Source organism: Haloterrigena sp. H1 (assembly GCF_005938085.1).
GTDB lineage: Archaea > Halobacteriota > Halobacteria > Halobacteriales > Natrialbaceae > Natrinema.
In genome coordinates, this window is the sequence record NZ_SMZK01000001.1 from 2,370,972 (window position 1) to 2,389,934 (window position 18,963).

An 18,963-nucleotide genomic window follows, 5' to 3' on the forward strand; every position below is an offset into this window, starting at 1 on the left:
TCACGTCTGCAGTGTTCCCATCACGAGCGCGCGGCCGTTCACCACGGTCGCCTGCCGTCGGCGCCGTCACGGCTCGAGTCCGCTGCCGTGGTCCGCGAGTACCTTCTCCGCGGTCAGGTCGCCGCTGATGAGACACATCGGGACGCCGATTCCGGGTGTGGTATCAGCACCCACGAAGTAGAGTCCGTCGACTTCCTTCGAGCGGTGAGGCGGTCGAAAGAGCGACGTCTGCCGAAGGGTGTGGGCGAGCCCCAGCGCCGTCCCCTCGTGGCTGTTGTACCGGTTTGCGAAGTCTTCGATGCAGAACCGCTCCTCGAGGACGATCCGGTCGCGCAGGTCGGTGCCGGTGTTCGTTGCGATATCCTCGAGGATCATATCACGGTACTGCTCGCGGAGCTGGGGCGTGTCCTCGAGGCCGGGCGCGATCGGCACGAGGACGAACAGGGCGCTGTGACCGTCTGGGGCGACACTGTCGTCGGTCTCGGACGTGACACACAGGTAGTAAGCGGGATCGTCGGGCCAGCGTGGGTCATCGAAGATGTGCTCGAAGTGCTGGTCCCAGTCGGTCGGCAACACGAGCGTGTGGTGGGCGAGCTCGTCGACGTCGCCCTCGACGCCGAGATAGAGCAAGAACGCGGAGGGGGCGTAGGTCCGTTCGTCCCAGTAGTCGGCATCGTAGCCGCGGCGTTCGGGCGTGAGCAGGTCCTGCTCGGTGTGGGCGTAGTCAGTGTTGCTCACGACCAGATCCGTCCGGACGGGGCCGTCCGGCGTTTCGACTTCGAACCCACCAGTGCGGCCCTTGATCTCGGTTGCCGGCCGGTCGGTGTCGTACTCGACGCCTAACTCGCGGCCGAGATCGGTGATGCCGTCGACGACCGCGCCGATCCCGCCGTCGGGGTACCAGACGCCGAGGTTGAAATCGACGTGGCTCATCAGATTATACAGCGCCGGCGTGTTCGTCGGCGACCCGCCCAGAAACACCAGCGTGTACTGCATGATCTGCTGAAGCTTCGGATGGTCGAAGTAGCCCTCAACGTGGCCCTGCATCGACCCGAGCAAGGAGAGGCCGCGTGCCTGTCGTGCCACGTTGAGATCGATGTAGTCCCGCAGGCGCTCGCGGTCCTCGTAGACGAAGTGTTTCATCCCCACCTCATAGTTCTCCCTGGACTTCTCGAGGTACCGTTCCAAGGCCTCGCCGGCACCCGGCTCGTACTCCTCGAAGATGGCTTTCGTTCGCTCGAGGTCGGGCGTGATGTCGACCTGATCGCCGTCTTTGAAGAAGATCCGGTAGTGGGGATCGAGCTGCGTGAGTTCGTAGTAGTCACTCGGCGTCCGGTCGAAATGGGAGAAAAACCGCTCGAAGACATCGGGCATCAAATACCACGAGGGACCCATATCGAACCGAAAGCCATCTCGCTCGAGGCGACTCGCTCGGCCACCCACCTGTTCGTTCTTCTCGATGACGCGCACGTCCGCCCCTGCGTCGGCGAGATAACAAGCCGTCGAGAGCCCACCGATTCCGCCTCCGATCACGACGACCGACACGCCGGCCAGCGATTCCATACCTCACATGAGTAGACGATCGATGTTAAGCGTGTGTCATACATAGGTAGGGAATTCGATCAGTTATCGGTGAGGGTGCGAGACGAATGGGAACTGCGCCGTTCGCGACCGCCGAACCAGCCCTGACCGGTGCGTTCCTGTAGGCTGGGCGCGTACGATGTCTATGAACGGAACGACAGCTCTCGTGACTGGCGGGACACGTGGCATCGGCCGCGCCGTCGCCGGCGCGTTCGCAGCAGACGGGGCGACCGTCGTCGTCGGCGCTCGAGACGCCGACGAAGTCGCGGCGACTATCGACGCACTCGAGGCGACGGGTGCGACTGCGGACGGGTGCCGAACCGACGTCCGCGACGAGTACGACGTGGAACGGCTGGCCAGAACTGCCTCGCGGGCGGGTGAGACGGCCGGCATCGATATCATCGTTGCCGCGGCGGGCGTCTATCACGGCGAGGCCGGCCACACACCGACCGACGACGAATCCTATGCCGCGTTCGACGACCACGTACGGACGAATGGTCGCGGCGTGTACGCGACGATCAGCGAGTCGATTCCCCATCTAAACGACGGGGCACGGGTCCTCGTCCCGACGGGCTCGGTCGCCAGCGACGGCACCGCAGGCTATGGCTCCTACGCCATTTCGAAGGCGACCGCCGAGGCGGTCGTTCGCGGGTTCGCAGCCGATACCGAGTACGTCGTGGGGTGTCTGGACCCCGGCATCGTCGCGACGGAACTCACTGGCGGGCACGGCCGCGATCCGGAGACCGTCGCGCCGATGTTCGTCTGGGCGGCGACCGAGGCCGATCCCGCAGTGGTAGACGGCACCGTCGTTGGACTGGGCGAGTGGAAAAAGGCGACTCGCTGAACGGCAGTCATGCCGTCGCGATGGTTGGCGACTCGATATCGAATCGAGCGTTGACGTGTGCCTCCGCTCTCAGAACCCGCCGAAGGCCATCAGGAACAGCGCGACGGCAATGATTGCGAACAGGCAGCCGACGCCTTTCTTGATCGTCCCTGTGTCCAGCGCGGTCGAGACGTAAGGCGCGATCTGACCGCCCAGCGTCGTCGCGGGAACCGTCCAGACGACCATGTTCCAGGGCGTCGACGCGAGATCCATCGTGTGGCCGCCGGGAACCAGCCCGCCGCCGAAAACGTGGACGAGCGAGGCCAGCACCGCCGTCGTCGCGACGACGATGTGGTTGGTCCCGATGGCGACACGGACGGGCACCTCCGTCCGGAGCATCGAGATGATGCCGAGTTCACCGATCCCGAAGCCGGCCAGCCCCTGGAAGACGCCGCCGACACTGTAGTTCGCAAAGCGCTCGAGATATCCCGACCGTGAGTACGTGTAGTCGTTGCCGTCGCGGTCGACTCGGGTGACGGTGCCGCTCTCGTCCGTTTCGACGCCCGCCGGGCCGAGTTTGGCTGCGTCGTTCGGCAGGTCGCCGGTGGTGCCGCCGTCGGCTGCGACCGCCTCGCCGCCGGAGCCACCGCCGGGTTCCTCGTGGCCGAGGTCAGCTTTGAAGAGGAGGAACGCCGCCGCGAGCAGGGCGAGGCCGAGTAACGCGTGGAACAGCGGCTCGGGGATGACAAAGGAGAGCAGTGCTCCGCCGACGACGAACGGAACGCCGCCGAGAACGAGCGCCGTGCCGAGTCGCCGGTCGACCAATCCGTACTGGATGAAGGCGAGCGCGGAACTCGAGAGCCCGAAGGACTCACTGATGAGCCCGATTTTCACCAGCGTGTTCGGCTCTAAGGGGTACGCAACCAGTGGGAAAATGAAGATGAGGAAGGGGACGAACAGCGCGGAGCCGCTGATCCCAACGGTGTTGACGATCGTCGCGCCGGTGACGAACGCGATGAACAGCCACCAGTACTCGAGCCAGTAGCCGGTTCCGGCGTCCGCTGGCGTGGGCGCGAAGAAGTAAACGCCGACGACGAACGCCAGTGGCGCGAGGAACACGAACACGTGCTGATACTTCAGGAACGCCTTCTGAATCCGCGAAGCCGATGATGAGGCTGTCATTGAGCCGTGAGCGCTGCCTTTGGAGGGGTGAAATAAGAGTATTTTCGTCTCTGTCCGCCCTGTGAACCGTTCGTATGGTGTATATGGGACAACTACTGGCGGACAGTAACGCTCCTGGCCGGCGCGTGCAGGTCGGCCAACGCAGTTGGCGTATCCTCAATATTTATAGGGTCGGCTATGGTATTTACTATCACAATGAGTTTTCCAGAAGGGCCCCGCAAGCCGGGTGAGCAGTCTGCGATAGATGACGGCGCTGACGCAGTCGACCACGCCCCGACGGACGGACTCATCGCGACCGTACTCGAGGCGCTTCGGACACACAACGAGACGTGGGCGGACCGCTACGTCGAGATGCGCCTCGACGCGCGCCTCGGCAGTCGGGAGTAACGACCGCGCACTGTTTTCGGACCGCGTTCGTGACTGTCGGCTCGATCGCTACCAACGGTTATGGGTTTCTGTGCTGTATGATACCATGGTGGTCGAAAATGCAAACAGTCGCAACGGAAGCAGTTACCTGCCCGCACTGCGGGGACGAAGCGAGCGTTTCGCTCCCCAGTGAAGAGACGGAGTTGAAAGTACGGCACTCGATCGCCGCGTTCGGCGAATACACCACGGTCACGTGCTCGAACGACCATACCTACTGGGTGTACTTCTGTTAGTCCTCGAGCGCGTCGAGCGGCATTTTGCAGCCCTGACAGTTGGGGATCGAACCGTGCGAGCGAACGCAGTCGCTCCGGGAGATCGGTCACGACGCAGAAATCTAGTAGTGAACGAAGCCGCTACCGAGGTTCAATCGATATGGCCTTCGCGACGCAGTTGATCTGCGTCCTGGCCGGTGTAGCGCCACTCGATGGTGGCCTTTTCGTCTTGCCAGTCCCAGGGCTCGGCGACGACGATGTCGTCTTGCTCGATCCAGGTGCGGTATTTCATGCGCCCGGGAATGCGGCCGAGTCGCTCCTTGCCGTCCTCACAGCGGAGCTGGACGTGATTGCCACCGAGGTGTTCGGTGACGACAGCGAATACTTCGTCGTTGTTGGGCATACGGAGGTTCCGTCGCCCGGAGTCTTCTGTCACAGCTTACCTACGCGGGGCAGACGTTTAAATGGTTGGAGAGCCGTGGTACCGTGACGCGTACTGGATCGTTCAATTGTCGGCGGAGTGCTTCTGGGTGTTCCGGGCCTGTTCCGTGCGCCGGTCGGCTTGCTCCATCCGGTTTTGTACCGCGTTCGAGAGTGGCTCCGGAACGTCATCACTGGCCTCAGCGAGCCGACGTTCTACACGCTGGAGTCGTTCGGCAACGGTGGCAAGCTGCTTGTTGGCAGTGTCCCGCTCGCTGTCGCGTGCCCGCTCGGCAGCCGTTCGTGCGGCCTCGACGACGGCTGCGAGGGCGCGCTCGAGTCCGTTGACGGCGTTCGACGACCCGCCGTCTCGGTCAGCATCGTCGCCATCGCCAACCGCCGCAATCTCTGCACGCGTCTCGTCGGCGATATCCGCCACGAACGTCGCAAGCGATGCTTTGCCGGTTTCGGGGCGCTCGATACGGACCGTCGACTCGCCCCCGGGGGTCGGGTTGACCCGGTAGGCGCCGATGGCGTCGTCGCTGTCTCGAACTTCGGTCGTGTAGGCCCCGCCGGCGTGGACGTAGACAGCGTCGTTCCCGTCCACCGGCGATTCGTACAGCCGACCGGCGAAATCGTCTTCGAGCGCGACCGCCGAAAGATCGGTCGCAGCTTTTTCCCCGCCGATCTCGAGCTTCGTCGCGCGATCGCGGGCGACCAGCGGAATCTCGCCGCCGACGCCGGCCGCCGTCGGTGTGCCGTCGTCTGCAACGGCAATGCGTTCGCTGTGTGGCGCTTGGCCCGCACCGTTGACCGTCAGTCGGTGCTCGCCGGCCGGAACGTCCTGTACGACCGCGACGCCCCCGAACGTCGGGACGGCTTCGGGGTCACTCTCCAGCAGGACGACCGATTCGACCGTCGCCTCCGTCGTGGTCAGTCCCTCGTTCTCCGGCGCGTCGTCAGTTGTGACTGTCTCCGTGATGCGAGCGATCACGCTATTTATTGGGGCCGCCTCGCCGATGGCGTCGTAGCGGTCGGCCAGTGCTGTCCGGTGGTTGGGAACGGAGATGTCAGCCGCCGGATTACCGTAGCGGGGCTGGCTCCACGGCACTCCCGTCGTCGTGATGTGACCGGCAATGGCGTCCTCGACCACGTCAGGGACGGTGAACTCGAAGCTCAGCTGCGGCCCGGTGAAGGCCGCGATATGTTCGAGCTCGCTGCTCGGAACCAAGCTGTATTCGATGTCGGCGTCGGCCTCGCGCTCGCGGTGCCGGAAGACGAGTCCGGTCTCGCGCGTCGGCAGGTCCGTCGGCGGCGATGTCAGCGCGTCGTACGATCGGATCGTCAAATCGCCGTCGATCAGCGACCCACGGGTGACAGCTGGCAGGCGTTCGTGGTCGTAGATCGGGACGCCCTCGTACTCCGGGACGAGGAAGGGAAGTCGCGACCCTTCGTCTCGCGGCAGTCCGTACGCGAGCGGGATCTCGAGGTCCGCAAGATCCGCGATGCCTTCGATCGCCGTATTCGTGATATCCGCCAGCAAGTTCTCGATGGCGACCCGCTGGAAGCGATCGGGGACGTCGTTGACCGAGAGCGCACTCGAGTGTGAGCCGAGTTCCGAGAGAATACGCGGCACCAGTTCCAGGTCCGGATCCAGAAACTCGTTGTTCGGCACCGACCGGGAATGGGAGCTGGCGACGTACAGTTGCGGCTCGTCGGTCTCCGTGTCGACGAAGACGTGCAGCACTTCCCAATCGTGCCAGTGGAAGTTGGTCGTGAACTGGTCGAACACCGAATAGAACCAGAACTGGACCACGGCGAGTGGCGACTCCTCGTACTCGACAGCGTTGTAGAACACCGTCGGCTTCGGTGGGTCGCCGTCTCTGTATTGCTCGTGGTACCCGTCGAGGGCATCGAACCCGGTGACGACGGTCTCGCCATCGCGCTCGCTGGCGTAGGGCCGTGGGTCCGTCGGAAACCACGGCTCGTTCGCGTCGAAGTACAGCGTCGGAGCGAACTCCGTCGCCAGCTCTCGAGCAGCGTCACCGTCTAGGTTGCTCGTCTGGCCGTCGGTCTCACGTTCGAACGCCGAACAGCCAGCCAGCGCGGACCCACCGATGCCGGCGAGTGTGCCGAGGACAGTCCGGCGATCTACGCCGAACTCGATGTCGTCAGTCACGAGTCATCACGACCTCTCCAAGGCCCAACCGTCGGTACACGTACGACAACAGCGCTCCTGGCCATACCGCTGTGTAGAACCGTTTTCTCAAGAACCCTTCTGTACTGACCGCTCGCGACGTATCTACAGTTCGCGATCCGAATCGGGGTTCTCGAGGTCCCAGAGCAGTTCGGGCAAGAACGACTCGAGGTTGTCGATAACCGACCGCTCGCTGACGTTCAACCCCTCGCAGTGGTCGTGGGCTGACTCCCGGATGTCGACGTGGAGGTCGCCGTCCTCGAGCCAGACGCCGAGCGGAAAGACCGAACACCGGGTCGGTTTCCAGTCTTCCTCGAGATGGAGCGTACAGAGGCCATCCTCGCGCAGGAACGCACAGGCCGAGCCGTCCTCGGCGACGTGGTCGTCGCGATTTTTGCCCTCGCGGGTGACGAACTTCTCGCCGCGGAACTCGGTCGTGGTCTCGGCGAGGTTGGCTCGCTGGGCCAACTCGAGGAGGTCCCGGTCGTACAGCAACACGCCGTGGTGACAACACCACGTGCAGTCGTCGACGCACTCGAAGGTGAGGTCGGGATCGAACTCGACGACGACCTCGCGGTCGGGGTAGACTTCGACGCGTCGCGGGGCGTCAGCGCTCACGTATCGTGGGTGGGTGGTCGTCGTCAAGTGCCTTTCTACCCGTCGGTTCGGGTTGCGCTCCCGACCAACCCGTTATCGAACGAAACTCTACGCTCACCCTGCTCTCCAGCGGATCGCTCAGCACGAATCAACGGGGATCGCGAGTATGGATTCACAGCCGAGAGTAACCGATTCCGCGGTCACGCTCGAGACGGGTAAGCAATCGATACAACAGCGGGCAACCGCAACAGGTATATTAGCTTGTGCTAATATTAGCATCTACTAAAATGGCGGAACAGAAATCGAACGATGACTCGACTCAGTCTTCGTCTCAACAGCTGTCCTGCTGTGGTGACGCTGGCCACTCCCTGTCCGAACAGGAACTGGCGGCTGACATCCAGACGCTCGCTGCGATTGGGAACGAGACCAGATACGAGGCACTTCAGCTTATCGCGGCGGCTGATGACGGTGCCTGCGGCTGTGAATTGGAGCCCGCCCTTGGTGTCAGTCAGGGAGCGGTCAGTCAGGCCCTCTCACGGTTGTATTCCGCAGGACTTGTCACGCGGCGCAAGGACGGGCGATGGCGATACTACAGTGCGACAGCACGGGCCGAACGACTGCTGACTGTACTCGATGAAACGAGAAACCCCTCCAATGACTAACGAGACATCGTCGACGGACGTCGACACCGACGAGCTGAGCCCAGCGGAACAGCGGCGTATCGTGCGAGACCGATACGGCGAGATCGCCACCAGTTCCTCGTCCTGTTGTGGCGATACGGGAGCGAGTTCCTGCTGTAGCGATAGCAACTCTGACAGAGCGGCGTACGATGATCAGTCACGCTTGCTCGGCTACGCCGACGAGGAGCTCGATGCCGTCGAATCCGGTGCAAACTTGGGCCTCGGCTGTGGCAACCCGACCGCGATTGCGAGTCTCGAAGACGGAGCGACCGTTCTCGACCTCGGCTCCGGAGCAGGGTTCGATTGTTTCCTCGCCGCTCGAGAAGTCGGTTCGGACGGTCACGTCATCGGGGTCGATATGACGCCGGAGATGGTCGAGACGGCCCGCGAGAACATCACAAAGAACGACGCGACGAACGTGGAATTTCGACTCGGTGAGATCGAACACCTCCCAGTCGCTGATGAATCCGTCGACGTGATTCTATCGAACTGTGTCGTGAACCTCTCGCCGGACAAGTCACAAGTGTTCAGCGAAGCGTTTCGTGTGCTTCGACCAGGGGGACGGCTCGCTATCTCTGACGTCGTGCAAACCACACAGTTCCCGGAAGCGGTCCAGCAGGATCCAGCTTCCGTAGCCGGGTGTGTCGCAGGCGCGTCACCGATCTCCGAGCTCGAATCGATGCTGGACGAGGTGGGCTTCACTGCAATCTCGATCGACCCACAAGAAGAGAGTGAGGCGTTCATCCGCGACTGGGACGATGAACGGGATGTCAGTGACTACATCGTCTCTGCGACCATCGAAGGAAAGAAACCGAACCACTGAGCTCCGTGAGCCAGGTCGTAGACCCGGTGCCTGCAAGGCGATGCAAAGCGAACGAGCGGGCAGGTATTATTCACAGCGAATAGCAAATCAGCCAGAACGTACCCAACTGTCGTCTGATCGAGACGCTACGACCGAACCGTCTCGCCCTCGAGCGCCATGTTCTCTCGCTCGCTCGAGTCCACGACGGTATTCCGGAGCGTGCCGACGCCCTCGTAGGTGATCTCGACGGTGTCGCCGGGTTCGACGAGACCGGGGTTGGCGGGACTGCCGAACGAAACCACATCGCCGGGGCGGAAGGTGACGCGCTGCGAGAGGTGCGAGATGATCTCGTAGGGGTCGAACAACATGAGTTCGGTGTTGGCCTCCTGGCGGCGCTCGCCGGCAACATCGGTGTACATGTCAATCCCGGTCGGATCGACGGCGGTTTCGATCCACGGGCCGAGCGGGCCGGAGGCGTCGAAGGCCTTGCGGGGCGTGCGCCCGCCCTGGTCGAGCGCGTCCATGTCGTTCATGATCGTGTAGCCGCGAACGACATTCGGCACCTCGTCTTCGGAGAGATTCCGACAGGGCTCGTCGATCACGGCTGCGAGTTCGCCGGCGTAGGTCACCTCGTCACTGAACGACGGATACGGAATCGGGTCCCCGTGACCGACGAGCGACGCCGGTGGTTTGATGAAGAAGTCCGGCTCGTCGGGCCGTTCGTACTCCATCTGGTCGATCGTCGCCGCGAAGTTCCGTCCGACACAGTACAGCGCCGACGGCTCGCAAGGCGGCAGGAAGTCCGCGTCCGTTCCAACCTCGTAGACGCCGTCGTCCGTGTGCACGACGCCGTCCTCGTACCGTCCGGCGACCGGTCCATCGTCCGTCGCGATCCGCGCGAGTTTCATTATCGGCGCTCTCGAGTCCGGAGAATTAGTGATACCGGTTTGGCTCGAGCCCTACCCGAGCGTCTTGACTTCGACGCGGTGGGGACCGTCGGAGGTCTCGAGCGTGACGCTGTCGACGATCGACTCGCGAGCGCGTTGTTGCCACTCTTCGACAGCCTCGGCGTGGCGCTCGCGGAGTTCGTCGGCCGCGTCCGGGTCATCCACGTCGGCGAGCGCCGACTCGAGATCGGGATAGTCGGCAACGACGTCGTCTTCGATGATGTTCGCGGGTGAGACGTGGATCGCGCCGGTTAGCTCGGTGTCGTTGACGTGGTAGACGTGGATGCGGGCACGCATCCGGCCGTGAAACGGCGGCGTCGCTCGGAGAACGGCCTCGCCGGGATTTTCCTGACTGTAGACGTAGGCGTCGGCGGCGTCTGCTGGCGACAGCGCGATCGAACGGATCGCTGTCGGATCGTCGTCTGCTGCCATCGGAAACTGGTAGGAGTCGCGGTGGTTTAATGTTCGGGTTCGACGACTTCGTCCTCGACCGGCAGTCGAAAGACCTCCGCGCAAGCGTCGGTCGACACGCCGTAGGTCGCGTCGGCGACCGACGCCGGCGGAGTCATCTCAGTGTCCGTGTAGTGCGCGCGAAGCGACGCTCGAACGGCATCCCGGACGCAGGCACGGGTCGCAGCGCCGACCGCGGTCCCGCTGCCCGAAAAGCCGGCCGACTGGCCTGCCGGGTCGTGGCCGACGACGACCGCGTCCGTGGTCGTCCCTGGAAAGCCGGTTTCGGACAGCAGCGTCGCCGCCTTCGCCTCCGCGGCGACCGCGATCAGGTTCGCCAGCGCGCCGGATGCGAGCGCCCGCGTCGTCCCGACAATGACGTTGACGGTTCCACGGCCGGGGTCGAGTTCTGTCTCGACGGTGTCACCCGCGGTCCCATCCGAATCAGTGCTGGCCCCGGGCTCCATGGGCAACGCGGCAGGGTTCGACACCCCGGCAGTCGCGTAGGCCGTAACGGGGCCACAGCGCGCACCGCGAGCGTCGTCGATGTCGACGCCAGTCAGCAGTGCCGGCCCAGTTGCGTCCGCGGCGGTCGGGTCGAATCCCGCGCGCTCGAGGCGTTCGTCGACGTACGCACCGAGATCGGTTCGCTCCCACCCCTCGGGAACGGAGACGTTGTACACGCAGTCAGCCGTACAGCGCCCGCCGTTCCAACCGGTCGACAGCCACTCGGTGTCCGGGCGGCTGACCTGCAGGACACCGTCTCGTCGGATCGCGCGGTAGGCTGGCTCAGCGTCAGTCATCGTCGTGGGGTTCGACTGTCCCGTCTTCGGCGTCACCCACGCCCAGCGCGCCCAGCAGTCGGTCGTTCGCTGGCCGATCCTTGATCGCGACGCGGACGTGCGAGTCGAGCGCGCGGAACGTCGTCGCGTCCCGGATCGCCACGCCGGCCGCTCGGGCGTCGCTGATCACCGTCGCCACGTCACGGTCGCCGACATCACAGAGGAGATAAGGTGCGTCCGAGTCGTGGACGTCGAATCGTTGCTCGAGCGCCGCATGCATCCGCTCGCGCTCGCTGGCGACGCGCTCGCGGGTCTCGCGGACGAACTCGTCCTGTCGGAGACAGTGTGCGCCGACGCGAGCGGCCGGCGTGCCGAGCGACCACGCACGGCGGGCGGTCGCGAGCGCGTCCCGCCGCTCGCCGCGTGCGACGGCGAAGCCGGCACGAAGCCCTGGCAGGCCGAACAGCTTGGTCAGCGAACGGGCGACAACGACGTGGTCACGGCCCAGTTCGGCCGCTGACGGCCGGTCGGTGAAGCCGAGAAACGCCTCGTCGACCAGCAGGGTCGTGTCGGCGGCCCCACACCGGTCGACGAGCCTCTCGAGCGCGTCCTCCCCGATCGCATCGCCGGTCGGATTGTTCGGCGTACAGACCACCGCCAGCGCACACGGCTCGAGCACTGAGGGCCCGAGTTCGTGTAGTTCGTCGTAGCGAACGAATCGCGGCGTCGCCCCCTGGAGCCGGACTTCGCGAGCGTACTCTCCGAAACTCGGGTAGGGCACCAGCGCCTCGTCGCCGGGCTCGAGCGCCTGCTCCATCGCCAGCCGGATCGCGGCGAGTCCGCCGGGGGTCGGGATCACCTGCTCGGGCTCGCAGCCGACGAACGACGCTGCCGCCGCACAGTACCCGTGGTAGTCGTCGTCCGGATAGCGCCGTGACTCCTCGAGTGCAGCCGTATACACGTCCGCGACCCCGGCCGGCGTCCGTGGGTTGGTGTTCGCCGAGAAGTCCAGTACGTCGCGGTCGGGTTCGCCGCCGTGGGGCACCCGCGAGCCGGCGCGGATCGCGTCAGGGTCCACTGTTGCCCTCTGCGGCGTCGTTTTCGATGCCGAGTCGGTCACAGACCGTCTCGAGTCGGTCTCTGACCTCGCTCATCCGGCCGTCGGGGACCAGCGAGAGCGCGCCGCCCATCCCGACGCCTTCCTTGGCTTCGCCGGCGCAGTAGCGCTCCATGGCGACGTGGTCGCTCTCGTCGAAGCCGGGATCGGTGACGGTGAGGTCACAGCCGAGGCGATCGCAGGTCTCGGCGAGTCGGTCGCCCTGCTCGTCGGCGACGAACGAGGTGGTCGCGATCGATAGGTCCGTGTCGATCCCGGCATGGCGCAACAGGGCCGCGACGGCCACCATCTGCGTGCCGCCGGCCAGCGTCACGTCGGTGCCGCTCTCGAGCGCGCCGGCGGCGACGCCGGTCACCGTCGGCTGGACGGGATCACCGGCGGCTTCGATGGCCTCGAGCGGCGCGCCGTCGCAGTCGCCAGCCTCGAGGTCGCTTTCGGCCAGCGCCTCGTCGACGACCCGTCGCTTGCGCTCGATCGGGTTCTCGGGCAGCGACGAGGAGACGCCGCCCGGCTCGCCAAGCGCGGTGAGGACGCCGAGTGCCGTGGTCGTCCCGCCGGGGACCGTCTCGCCGATCATGACCTCGTCGTCCGGCAGGCTCGCGCCGAAGTCGTAGGCGCGGTCGAAAGTAGCGCTTGCGTTGGGGACCGCCGCAGATTCGCGGACGTCGACGCCCGGCTGAGCGCCGAGGTCGACTGTCGGCGCGGCCGTCGACTTGGCAAGTCCCGCATCGATCACGGACAGGTCGAAGCCGACGACCTCACGGACCGCGCGGGTCACGGCTGCAGGCGTCGGACAGCCGGTCGGACTCACCGGCGTCACCGGCGCTGCGGTCGGCTCGCCGTACGTGAGGATTTCGACGTCCGCCGAGGGCGTATGCGCCATCAGCTCGGGGGCGGCCCCGGCAGCACTGATGCCGTCGATCAGCGCCGTCTCGGTCGTTCCGGCAGCGAGGAGGACACGCATCTAGCGGCCCTCCGCCGACCGGGACAGCCGATCGGCTGCGATCCGTGCGTCTTCGAGCCGGTTCACGTTCACTGCAAGTCGCGAGTCGTCGTGTACGTCGATCATGGATGTGGAATCGGATGCGGTGCCGACGACGTTGACCCCGGTCGGCGCGAGGTGGTCGTTCGAGTCGAGTTGCGTGTCGATGCTGACACCGAGTCGGCGCTTGAGCGCGACGGGGACGCAGACGGTCCGCGAGGCGTCGCTGTCGCCGTGGGCCGCGAGCACGCGATCGATAACGGGGGCCTCGAGCAGCGGCAGATCCGCGGCGACGGTGAGGATCGGCGGGGAGAGATCAGGGCGCTTGAGGAGACTCATCAAATCGGCCACGTAGCCCTCACCGGCCGTTTCGATCGTCGTCACGCCGTCTGTTGCCTCGAGATGCGCCCGCGTCTCGGGTGCGTTCGGCGAGACGGCGGCGTAGATCGTCTCGAGTCGGCTGGCCGAAAGGCCCGACAGGACGTGGGCGATCATCGGCGTCCCGGCGATCGGGTGCAGCGGCTTTTCATGGGCGCTCTCGAGGCGGGTCCCTTTCCCGCCACACATCACGAGAGCGTCCATGCGATCACCCCCAGATGGATGCCGGCGATGCGGCCGATCTCGTTGGCCGCGCCGAAGATGTCGCCGTTGATCCCCCCGAGATGGCGAGTCGCCCAGTACCAGGGGAAGCCGACGCCGGCGACGGCTCCACAGAGCGCGACCGCACCGAGCGGCGGCTGCGGGACAGCAACCGTCGCGAAGGCAATCGCTGCGGGCGCGAGGAACGACCTGGCGGTGGCCCCGTCGGTGAACTGCTTGCCCATGCCCTCGGCGACCGCGTCCCCGAAACAGGCCAGCGCAGCCATCCCGAGTTTGGTTCCGACTTCGGCACCGATCGCGACGGCGACCGCCGCACGGACGGGGAGGCCGGCCAGTCCGAGGCCACCGAGCGCCAGCGCGGCGACGGCGATCGATACTGCAAGCAGCGCGCCAACGCCGGTCGTCGTATCCTTGAGCACCTCGCGGCGGCGCTCCCTGTCGCCGTGGACGACGAGCGCGTCGCCTAGGTCCGCAATGCCGTCGAGGTGGTGGATCCCCACCACGGCGTACACCGCAAGCAGGTAGCCGAGCGCGACGGTTGGGGTCGCGAGCGTCTCTACAGCGAGCAGCGGGATCGCCGCCAGCGTGCCCGCGACGAGGCCGACGATCGGAAACGCCGCCGGCGTCGTTCGAAACGCGTCCCAGTCACCCTCGCGGTAGCCGATCGGGAGCCGCGTGAGAAAGCCGAGCGCCCCGCGGACAGCGCCGAGCCAGTTGCCGATCATGCTATGGCAGAAACACCTCCGCAAGCATACTTGACTCGAGTCCCAGCCCCGTCGACACGAGCGCGACGAGGACGGCAGCGATGACGATCGAGACGCCAGCCGCCCGGCCGACGAGCGAGACGGCTCGCTCACCGTCGGCAAGCGTCGGCAGGTCGGCGTCGGGGTTGAGGGTATAGACGTCCGGCTTCTCGAGTCGGCTCGCGAGCGCGCAGGCTATTGTCGCCATCGGCCAACCGGAGTTGGGCGAGGGTGGTACCCGTGACCACGCTCGAGCGCTGACGAGCGCGGCCGGATCGACCGCGGCGATGGCGATCGCGGCCGCCGAGATCCGAGCGGGCAGGTACATCACGAGGTCGTCTAACCGCGCGCTCGCGGTGCCGACGGGCTTGGAGGGGTAGCCGAGCATCGAGTCGAGCGTGTTGACCCCTTTGACCCACGCCGCAACCGCTGCGGCGGCCGGCAGCGAGATTGGCGCGAGGACGGCAAACGGGAGTAACGCCGCGACCAGTCCGTCGGCAAGGTTCTCGGCGGCGCTCTCGACGGCAGCGCTGCGAAGCTCGGCAGCCGACAGCGTCGATGCGTCCCGGCCGACCAACCCACGGACCTGCGTGCGAGCGTCCGCGAGATCGCCGTCGGTGGCCGCGACGACGGTCTGGGTCAGCTCGAGCAGCGAGCGGATGCTGATCGTCAAAAAAAGGACGACGGCGGCAACGACGCCGCCGACCATTGGGTGAACGGCTGTCGCAGCGAAGACGACACCCGCGGCGACGACGGCGGCGACGAGCGGTGCGAGGGCGGCGATGCCGACGCCGGCCAGTCGCTGGCCGCGCTCGCTCTCGCTCCAGTCCCGGTCGAGCGCGCCGACGAGCCGGCCGAACCACGCCACCGGATGGGCGGGGGTCGGTGGCTCGCCAACCAGCAAGTCGAGGCTGACCGCCAGCCCGATGACTGCAAGCGCCGTCAGCACTCCGGCGACACCTCCACATAGCCAGCCCGCGGTCGTGCCCTCATGACTGCGCTGCCAGCGTCGCCAGTCGCGCCGGCACGTCCGCAAGCGGGCACTCCTCGAGCAACAGCGCCGTTCCTCCAACGCCTTCGATTCCGCCGTCAGCCTGCGGATCGTCGCCGACGTGGATCAACTCGTCAGGGGCGACGCCGAGTTCCTCGGCCGTCAGTTCGAAGATTTCGGTGGCGGGCTTGCGCCAGCCACAGCCGACGCTCGTGACGATCGCGTCGAAATCGTCGCGCTCGAAGTCCGAGCGGACGAGCGTCCGGCCGACCAGTTCGGGGACGCTACAGTTCGAACAGATCGCGACCGGCCCGTGCTCTCGAGCGGCGTCGACCGCCTCGAGCGCGCCCGGTCTGGTCTCGACGGTCGGGTCGAACGCCGCGACGACCGCGCGTCTGGCCGCGTTGTGCTCGTAGTCGACGCCGCGGCTCGCGAGCGCACGCGAGACGTGTGCCGGCAGCGGCACTTCCGCGCCGTCGGGTGCGTCGACGTGAGCCTCGGTATAGGCGTCGGCCCAGTCGTCGGGAACGGCGACGTCGCGGTTCTCGAGTTCGGTCGCGACGGCTGCGGCAGGGTCCGCTGGCCGGTCGGCGGTCACGAGCGTCCCGAAGAGGTCGAACGATACTCCCACAGTAGTGTGACTAGCACAACCTGACTTTAATTTCGCGGTCCACGGGCGACGGCTTCGCCACGCCGTCGGCGAGACCGATTCGAAGCATGGTCTCCCGTCCAGAGCCGGGAACAGGCGACAGGATCAGTCGAGGCGGGCGAACGCCAGATTGCCCGAGATGTTCTTGATGTAGATGTCGACGACGTCGCCCTCGTCGGCACCGGGGACGAAGATCGTGTAGTTGCCTTTCTCGGCAACACCGTCGCCCTTGCGACCGGTCCCAGTAATTTCGACCGTGTAGGTCTGGCCTTCCTCGACGGCATCCTGCTGTTGTTGCTGCTGGCTGCTGGTCGAACGCTTGGTGACCGGTCGGAACGCCCCGCAGGCGTCACAGCGCAACATTGGCGTGCGGTCCTCGCGGACGAGGCGGGTGTCCGGCAGGCCACACTCCGAACAGAGGACGTACTCGTCGACGTAGGCGTCGATCGCCGCGTCGAAGTCCTTCTGGGAGAAGGTCCCGTTGTACCGGCCGCGGCCGTTCTCGAGTTTGCCGCTGGTCCCCATCTCGCGCTGGATGAACCGGTGGAGGTGTTCGGTGTCCCGCGAGAGCACGTCGGCGATCTCGTCTACGTTCTTCACGCGCGTGAATGCGCCGTCTTTCTGTGTCTCCGGATCGGGGATCTGGAGTCGCTCTTCGTCGCCCCCGATGTCGGGGACGTCCTCCATCGCTCGGTCGAGACTCGATTCGTAATCCATACACGAGAGGTGGTGACGGGGACGTAAATCCGTTCTGCTATCACGATCAGCCTCTGGGAGTGGTGATCGATCGCACTGCGGAGACCGGGCCGAGAGCCCGTCAGACTAGTCCGTTCCGCCCCCGTGCTCGGTGACCGAGCCCGCGCTCTCCTCGTCTATAGTAGCCACTGAAAGTCACTGGACACCCGATCGCACGACTGCTGTGCGATCGGTGTGTGAATCGTTTCAGTTGTTACTATAGTTCGTCGAGGTCGCGCTCGAGATTGGCCTCGTTTGGAGTGCCGGCCTCGCCGGTGAGCTCGCCGTAGGCAGCCTCGCGGACTTCCTCCGGCGAGTCGTACTGCTCGTCCACCAGTCGGTCGAAGACGCTACCGATCGACTCCGTCTCGTTCGGCATGTCGATCGGCTCGGTAGCGTACTCCGTGGCAAGTTCCTCGCTGGTGACCGGATACTCGAGTTCGCCGAGGTCGCGTTCGACGGCCGCGAAGATCGATTCAGTGTGGTCGGCCCGCTCGGACTGGCGCTGTTCGGCGCGGTCCTGGACGCGGTCGCGATCCGGTTGCTCGTTGCTCATCGGTGGTGGTATCGTGACCTGTCGGAAAAGCGGCCGGCCGGCGCTCGCGTGGGACCAGCCACGCTGGCTCGTTCCGTCGTGTGCGACCCGCAACAGCATCCGTATCGAACGCTGACGATGGTAGAACAGCCGTTTAAGCGACGTCTACTGCACGTAGATGCTGTCTACTTTCGGTATAGGCTGCTCATATATAGGGCAGGATAGCCGGTACGTCAGCCTGATGATGAGTACACGATCAAGACAGTCAATGCGGTCGAACAGATGTGTGATCGACGTCCCAGCAACTGGAGATGAGGCGTGACCATGGTAGGCAGTGATCACTCTCGAGTGGCGCACGTTGGGAGACGCCTCTTGGCACTCGGACTCGGGCTGGCCGTGATCGTCGGGCTTGCTGTAACGGGGGCTGTCGGTGCGCCTCCCGATTCGAACGAAACCGTGTCGGAAGACGCATACGTCCAACCCGCACCGGAGTCTGGTGATCCGTACTTCGAGGCAGCGGCTGACGACGGGAGTTGGGTCAGTTACGACAATCCGCGCGACGAGTACCGAAATCCGTACCTCGGGGAAGGCTCCGGGAAAATCTGTGTCACCCTGCTCAATGAGAACGGCGAACCGGTCATCGGCGAGTCGGTACCGAACACGACGGTGACGGTCCCGACCGGCGGCGCGACGACGTGGCATTCCGAGGCCGACCCGATGACCGTCACGTTCCCGATGGACGACCACTACGAGTTCCCGCTCGATGGCGACCAGTTCGGAACGAGTCCGGACGTCGCACAGGGCGACGGCTACATGGACTCGCACTGTCTCGAATTCCACGGCAACCCCGAAGATGCGACGCTCACGTACGGCGAAGCCGAGATCAGCGGCGAGTACGCCGACCGGATCGACGTCGTCGGCTACATCCAGCAGGTCCCCGAGGGCGACGGCTGGGATACGGACATCGACCCGGTCAAAGCCGCAGAACCGTACGACGAAGCGGGCGGTGGCTGGACCTACACCAGCGATGCGTCCCACGGACAGGCCGTCGTCGTCTTGCAACTCGATGCACCAGCTGACGAACGATTCGAATCCACCGACTCGAACCCTGGCGGGTCGAACGACTCACAGACGACTGACAACGATGAGCCGTCCACTGCCAGCGATACGATGCCCGGATTCGGTGTGCTCACGGCCATCGTCGCACTGTCGGTTGCCGTCCTCGCACGCTATCGCAGCTAACGCCGACTTGCCCGGCTCGAGACACTGCAACGGCTCACGCTCGAGTGCTGTGTCGGGACGAAAGACAGGGAATGGCTACTGATGTAGCCAGGAACCATGGAGCTTCTCGCATATGGCGACGGGGCGAACGGATCAGGCAGGAGACCCCGCCAACAGACTGTCGTACCCCCGTCTATCTGATGATTCGCTCGGGCCATTATAATACTGCTGGCCGAAACGGACGCAAAGCGATGAAGACGGATGGAACACCGAGCTCTCGAACAGTGTCTG

21 protein-coding genes are annotated in these 18,963 nt (G+C 65.3%); 5 read left to right on the forward strand and 16 right to left on the reverse strand.

The features are described 5' to 3' along the window. Nucleotides 1-66: 66 nt before the first annotated feature. A complete protein-coding gene (locus E2L06_RS11825; RefSeq protein WP_138781657.1) occupies nucleotides 67-1,563 on the reverse strand; it encodes an NAD(P)/FAD-dependent oxidoreductase in 1,497 nt (498 codons plus the stop codon). Between the two features lie 163 nt (nucleotides 1,564-1,726). Between E2L06_RS11825 and E2L06_RS11830 the strand changes: the two genes are divergently transcribed. Further along, complete coding sequence (locus E2L06_RS11830; protein WP_138781659.1) at nucleotides 1,727-2,425, forward strand: SDR family NAD(P)-dependent oxidoreductase; 699 nt, start codon at nucleotides 1,727-1,729, stop codon at nucleotides 2,423-2,425. A gap of 69 nt (nucleotides 2,426-2,494) precedes the next feature. On the opposite strand, the gene E2L06_RS11835 is transcribed toward E2L06_RS11830, so the two are convergent. Next, complete coding sequence (locus E2L06_RS11835; protein ID WP_138781660.1) at nucleotides 2,495-3,586, reverse strand: sulfite exporter TauE/SafE family protein; 1,092 nt, start codon at nucleotides 3,584-3,586, stop codon at nucleotides 2,495-2,497. A gap of 195 nt (nucleotides 3,587-3,781) precedes the next feature. On the opposite strand from E2L06_RS11835, the gene E2L06_RS11840 reads away from it, so the two are divergent. Continuing rightward, complete coding sequence (locus E2L06_RS11840; protein WP_138781662.1) at nucleotides 3,782-3,973, forward strand: hypothetical protein; 192 nt, start codon at nucleotides 3,782-3,784, stop codon at nucleotides 3,971-3,973. A 402-nt stretch (nucleotides 3,974-4,375) separates the two neighbouring features. On the opposite strand, the gene E2L06_RS11845 is transcribed toward E2L06_RS11840, so the two are convergent. The 3 genes from E2L06_RS11845 to E2L06_RS11855 form a co-directional block, all read right to left on the reverse strand. Then, complete coding sequence (locus E2L06_RS11845) at nucleotides 4,376-4,660, reverse strand: translation initiation factor eIF-1A (protein ID WP_074854731.1); 285 nt, start codon at nucleotides 4,658-4,660, stop codon at nucleotides 4,376-4,378. Between the two features lie 69 nt (nucleotides 4,661-4,729). After that, nucleotides 4,730-6,823: a hypothetical protein gene (locus E2L06_RS11850; RefSeq protein ID WP_138781664.1), complete on the reverse strand. Its 2,094-nt coding sequence runs from the start codon at nucleotides 6,821-6,823 to the stop codon at nucleotides 4,730-4,732. 123 nt (nucleotides 6,824-6,946) lie between these two features. Next, the gene (locus E2L06_RS11855) at nucleotides 6,947-7,459 is read right to left on the reverse strand and encodes a YkgJ family cysteine cluster protein (protein WP_138781666.1); all 513 of its coding nucleotides are present in this window, start codon (nucleotides 7,457-7,459) and stop codon (nucleotides 6,947-6,949) included. Between the two features lie 266 nt (nucleotides 7,460-7,725). Here E2L06_RS11855 and E2L06_RS11860 point away from each other — a divergent pair, with 266 nt between their 5' ends. After that, nucleotides 7,726-8,100 carry a helix-turn-helix transcriptional regulator gene (locus E2L06_RS11860; RefSeq protein WP_138781668.1) on the forward strand — a complete coding sequence of 125 codons (375 nt, stop codon included), beginning with the start codon at nucleotides 7,726-7,728 and terminating at the stop codon, nucleotides 8,098-8,100. After that, nucleotides 8,093-8,941, forward strand: a complete 849-nt coding sequence (locus E2L06_RS11865) for an arsenite methyltransferase (RefSeq protein WP_138781670.1) — start codon at nucleotides 8,093-8,095, stop codon at nucleotides 8,939-8,941. The genes E2L06_RS11860 and E2L06_RS11865 overlap by 8 nt, the downstream gene beginning before the upstream one ends. Nucleotides 8,942-9,066: 125 nt before the next feature. Here the strand turns inward: E2L06_RS11865 and E2L06_RS11870 are convergent, their stop codons facing one another. From E2L06_RS11870 to E2L06_RS11920, 11 genes are all read right to left on the reverse strand, one after another. Continuing rightward, nucleotides 9,067-9,828, reverse strand: coding sequence for a fumarylacetoacetate hydrolase family protein (locus E2L06_RS11870; RefSeq protein ID WP_138781672.1), 762 nt, complete (start codon nucleotides 9,826-9,828; stop codon nucleotides 9,067-9,069). Between the two features lie 51 nt (nucleotides 9,829-9,879). Next, nucleotides 9,880-10,299 carry a hypothetical protein gene (locus tag E2L06_RS11875; protein WP_138781674.1) on the reverse strand — a complete coding sequence of 140 codons (420 nt, stop codon included), beginning with the start codon at nucleotides 10,297-10,299 and terminating at the stop codon, nucleotides 9,880-9,882. A gap of 26 nt (nucleotides 10,300-10,325) precedes the next feature. Continuing rightward, on the reverse strand, nucleotides 10,326-11,120 hold the full coding sequence (locus tag E2L06_RS11880; RefSeq protein WP_138781676.1) for an adenosylcobinamide amidohydrolase: 795 nt from the start codon (nucleotides 11,118-11,120) through the stop codon (nucleotides 10,326-10,328). After that, nucleotides 11,113-12,177 carry a histidinol-phosphate transaminase gene (locus tag E2L06_RS11885; protein ID WP_138781678.1) on the reverse strand — a complete coding sequence of 355 codons (1,065 nt, stop codon included), beginning with the start codon at nucleotides 12,175-12,177 and terminating at the stop codon, nucleotides 11,113-11,115. The genes E2L06_RS11880 and E2L06_RS11885 overlap by 8 nt, the downstream gene beginning before the upstream one ends. Continuing rightward, on the reverse strand, nucleotides 12,167-13,180 hold the full coding sequence (gene cobT, locus E2L06_RS11890) for a nicotinate mononucleotide-dependent phosphoribosyltransferase CobT (protein WP_138781680.1): 1,014 nt from the start codon (nucleotides 13,178-13,180) through the stop codon (nucleotides 12,167-12,169). The genes E2L06_RS11885 and cobT overlap by 11 nt, the downstream gene beginning before the upstream one ends. Then, a complete protein-coding gene (locus tag E2L06_RS11895; RefSeq protein ID WP_138782549.1) occupies nucleotides 13,181-13,765 on the reverse strand; it encodes an NTP transferase domain-containing protein in 585 nt (194 codons plus the stop codon). Next, complete coding sequence (gene cobS / locus E2L06_RS11900) at nucleotides 13,765-14,523, reverse strand: adenosylcobinamide-GDP ribazoletransferase (protein ID WP_138781682.1); 759 nt, start codon at nucleotides 14,521-14,523, stop codon at nucleotides 13,765-13,767. Before cobS ends, E2L06_RS11895 begins: the two co-directional genes overlap by 1 nt. A gap of 1 nt (nucleotide 14,524) precedes the next feature. Continuing rightward, on the reverse strand, nucleotides 14,525-15,490 hold the full coding sequence (cbiB, locus tag E2L06_RS11905) for an adenosylcobinamide-phosphate synthase CbiB (RefSeq protein ID WP_138781684.1): 966 nt from the start codon (nucleotides 15,488-15,490) through the stop codon (nucleotides 14,525-14,527). 40 nt (nucleotides 15,491-15,530) lie between these two features. Beyond that, nucleotides 15,531-16,163 (reverse strand): HAD family hydrolase, encoded by a 633-nt coding sequence (locus E2L06_RS11910; protein WP_138781686.1) that lies wholly within the window; start codon nucleotides 16,161-16,163, stop codon nucleotides 15,531-15,533. A gap of 123 nt (nucleotides 16,164-16,286) precedes the next feature. Continuing rightward, nucleotides 16,287-16,898 (reverse strand): translation initiation factor IF-2 subunit beta, encoded by a 612-nt coding sequence (locus tag E2L06_RS11915; RefSeq protein ID WP_138781688.1) that lies wholly within the window; start codon nucleotides 16,896-16,898, stop codon nucleotides 16,287-16,289. A gap of 235 nt (nucleotides 16,899-17,133) precedes the next feature. Then, on the reverse strand, nucleotides 17,134-17,472 hold the full coding sequence (locus tag E2L06_RS11920) for a hypothetical protein (RefSeq protein WP_138781690.1): 339 nt from the start codon (nucleotides 17,470-17,472) through the stop codon (nucleotides 17,134-17,136). Between the two features lie 303 nt (nucleotides 17,473-17,775). On the opposite strand from E2L06_RS11920, the gene E2L06_RS11925 reads away from it, so the two are divergent. Then, on the forward strand, nucleotides 17,776-18,693 hold the full coding sequence (locus tag E2L06_RS11925; RefSeq protein WP_138781692.1) for a PGF-CTERM sorting domain-containing protein: 918 nt from the start codon (nucleotides 17,776-17,778) through the stop codon (nucleotides 18,691-18,693). The last annotated feature ends 270 nt before the right edge of the window (nucleotides 18,694-18,963 follow it).

Coding starts and splice junctions, on each gene's coding strand:
- E2L06_RS11825 (WP_138781657.1), bottom strand. CDS start 1,563: ATGGAATCGCTGGCCGGCGTGTCGGTCGTCGTGATCGGAGGCGGAATC.
- E2L06_RS11830 (WP_138781659.1), top strand. CDS start 1,727: ATGAACGGAACGACAGCTCTCGTGACTGGCGGGACACGTGGCATCGGC.
- E2L06_RS11835 (WP_138781660.1), bottom strand. CDS start 3,586: ATGACAGCCTCATCATCGGCTTCGCGGATTCAGAAGGCGTTCCTGAAG.
- E2L06_RS11840 (WP_138781662.1), top strand. CDS start 3,782: ATGAGTTTTCCAGAAGGGCCCCGCAAGCCGGGTGAGCAGTCTGCGATA.
- E2L06_RS11860 (WP_138781668.1), top strand. CDS start 7,726: ATGGCGGAACAGAAATCGAACGATGACTCGACTCAGTCTTCGTCTCAA.
- E2L06_RS11865 (WP_138781670.1), top strand. CDS start 8,093: ATGACTAACGAGACATCGTCGACGGACGTCGACACCGACGAGCTGAGC.
- E2L06_RS11870 (WP_138781672.1), bottom strand. CDS start 9,828: ATGAAACTCGCGCGGATCGCGACGGACGATGGACCGGTCGCCGGACGG.
- E2L06_RS11875 (WP_138781674.1), bottom strand. CDS start 10,299: ATGGCAGCAGACGACGATCCGACAGCGATCCGTTCGATCGCGCTGTCG.
- E2L06_RS11880 (WP_138781676.1), bottom strand. CDS start 11,120: ATGACTGACGCTGAGCCAGCCTACCGCGCGATCCGACGAGACGGTGTC.
- cobT (WP_138781680.1), bottom strand. CDS start 13,180: ATGCGTGTCCTCCTCGCTGCCGGAACGACCGAGACGGCGCTGATCGAC.
- E2L06_RS11895 (WP_138782549.1), bottom strand. CDS start 13,765: ATGTGTGGCGGGAAAGGGACCCGCCTCGAGAGCGCCCATGAAAAGCCG.
- cobS (WP_138781682.1), bottom strand. CDS start 14,523: ATGATCGGCAACTGGCTCGGCGCTGTCCGCGGGGCGCTCGGCTTTCTC.
- E2L06_RS11915 (WP_138781688.1), bottom strand. CDS start 16,898: ATGGATTACGAATCGAGTCTCGACCGAGCGATGGAGGACGTCCCCGAC.
- E2L06_RS11920 (WP_138781690.1), bottom strand. CDS start 17,472: ATGAGCAACGAGCAACCGGATCGCGACCGCGTCCAGGACCGCGCCGAA.
- E2L06_RS11925 (WP_138781692.1), top strand. CDS start 17,776: ATGGTAGGCAGTGATCACTCTCGAGTGGCGCACGTTGGGAGACGCCTC.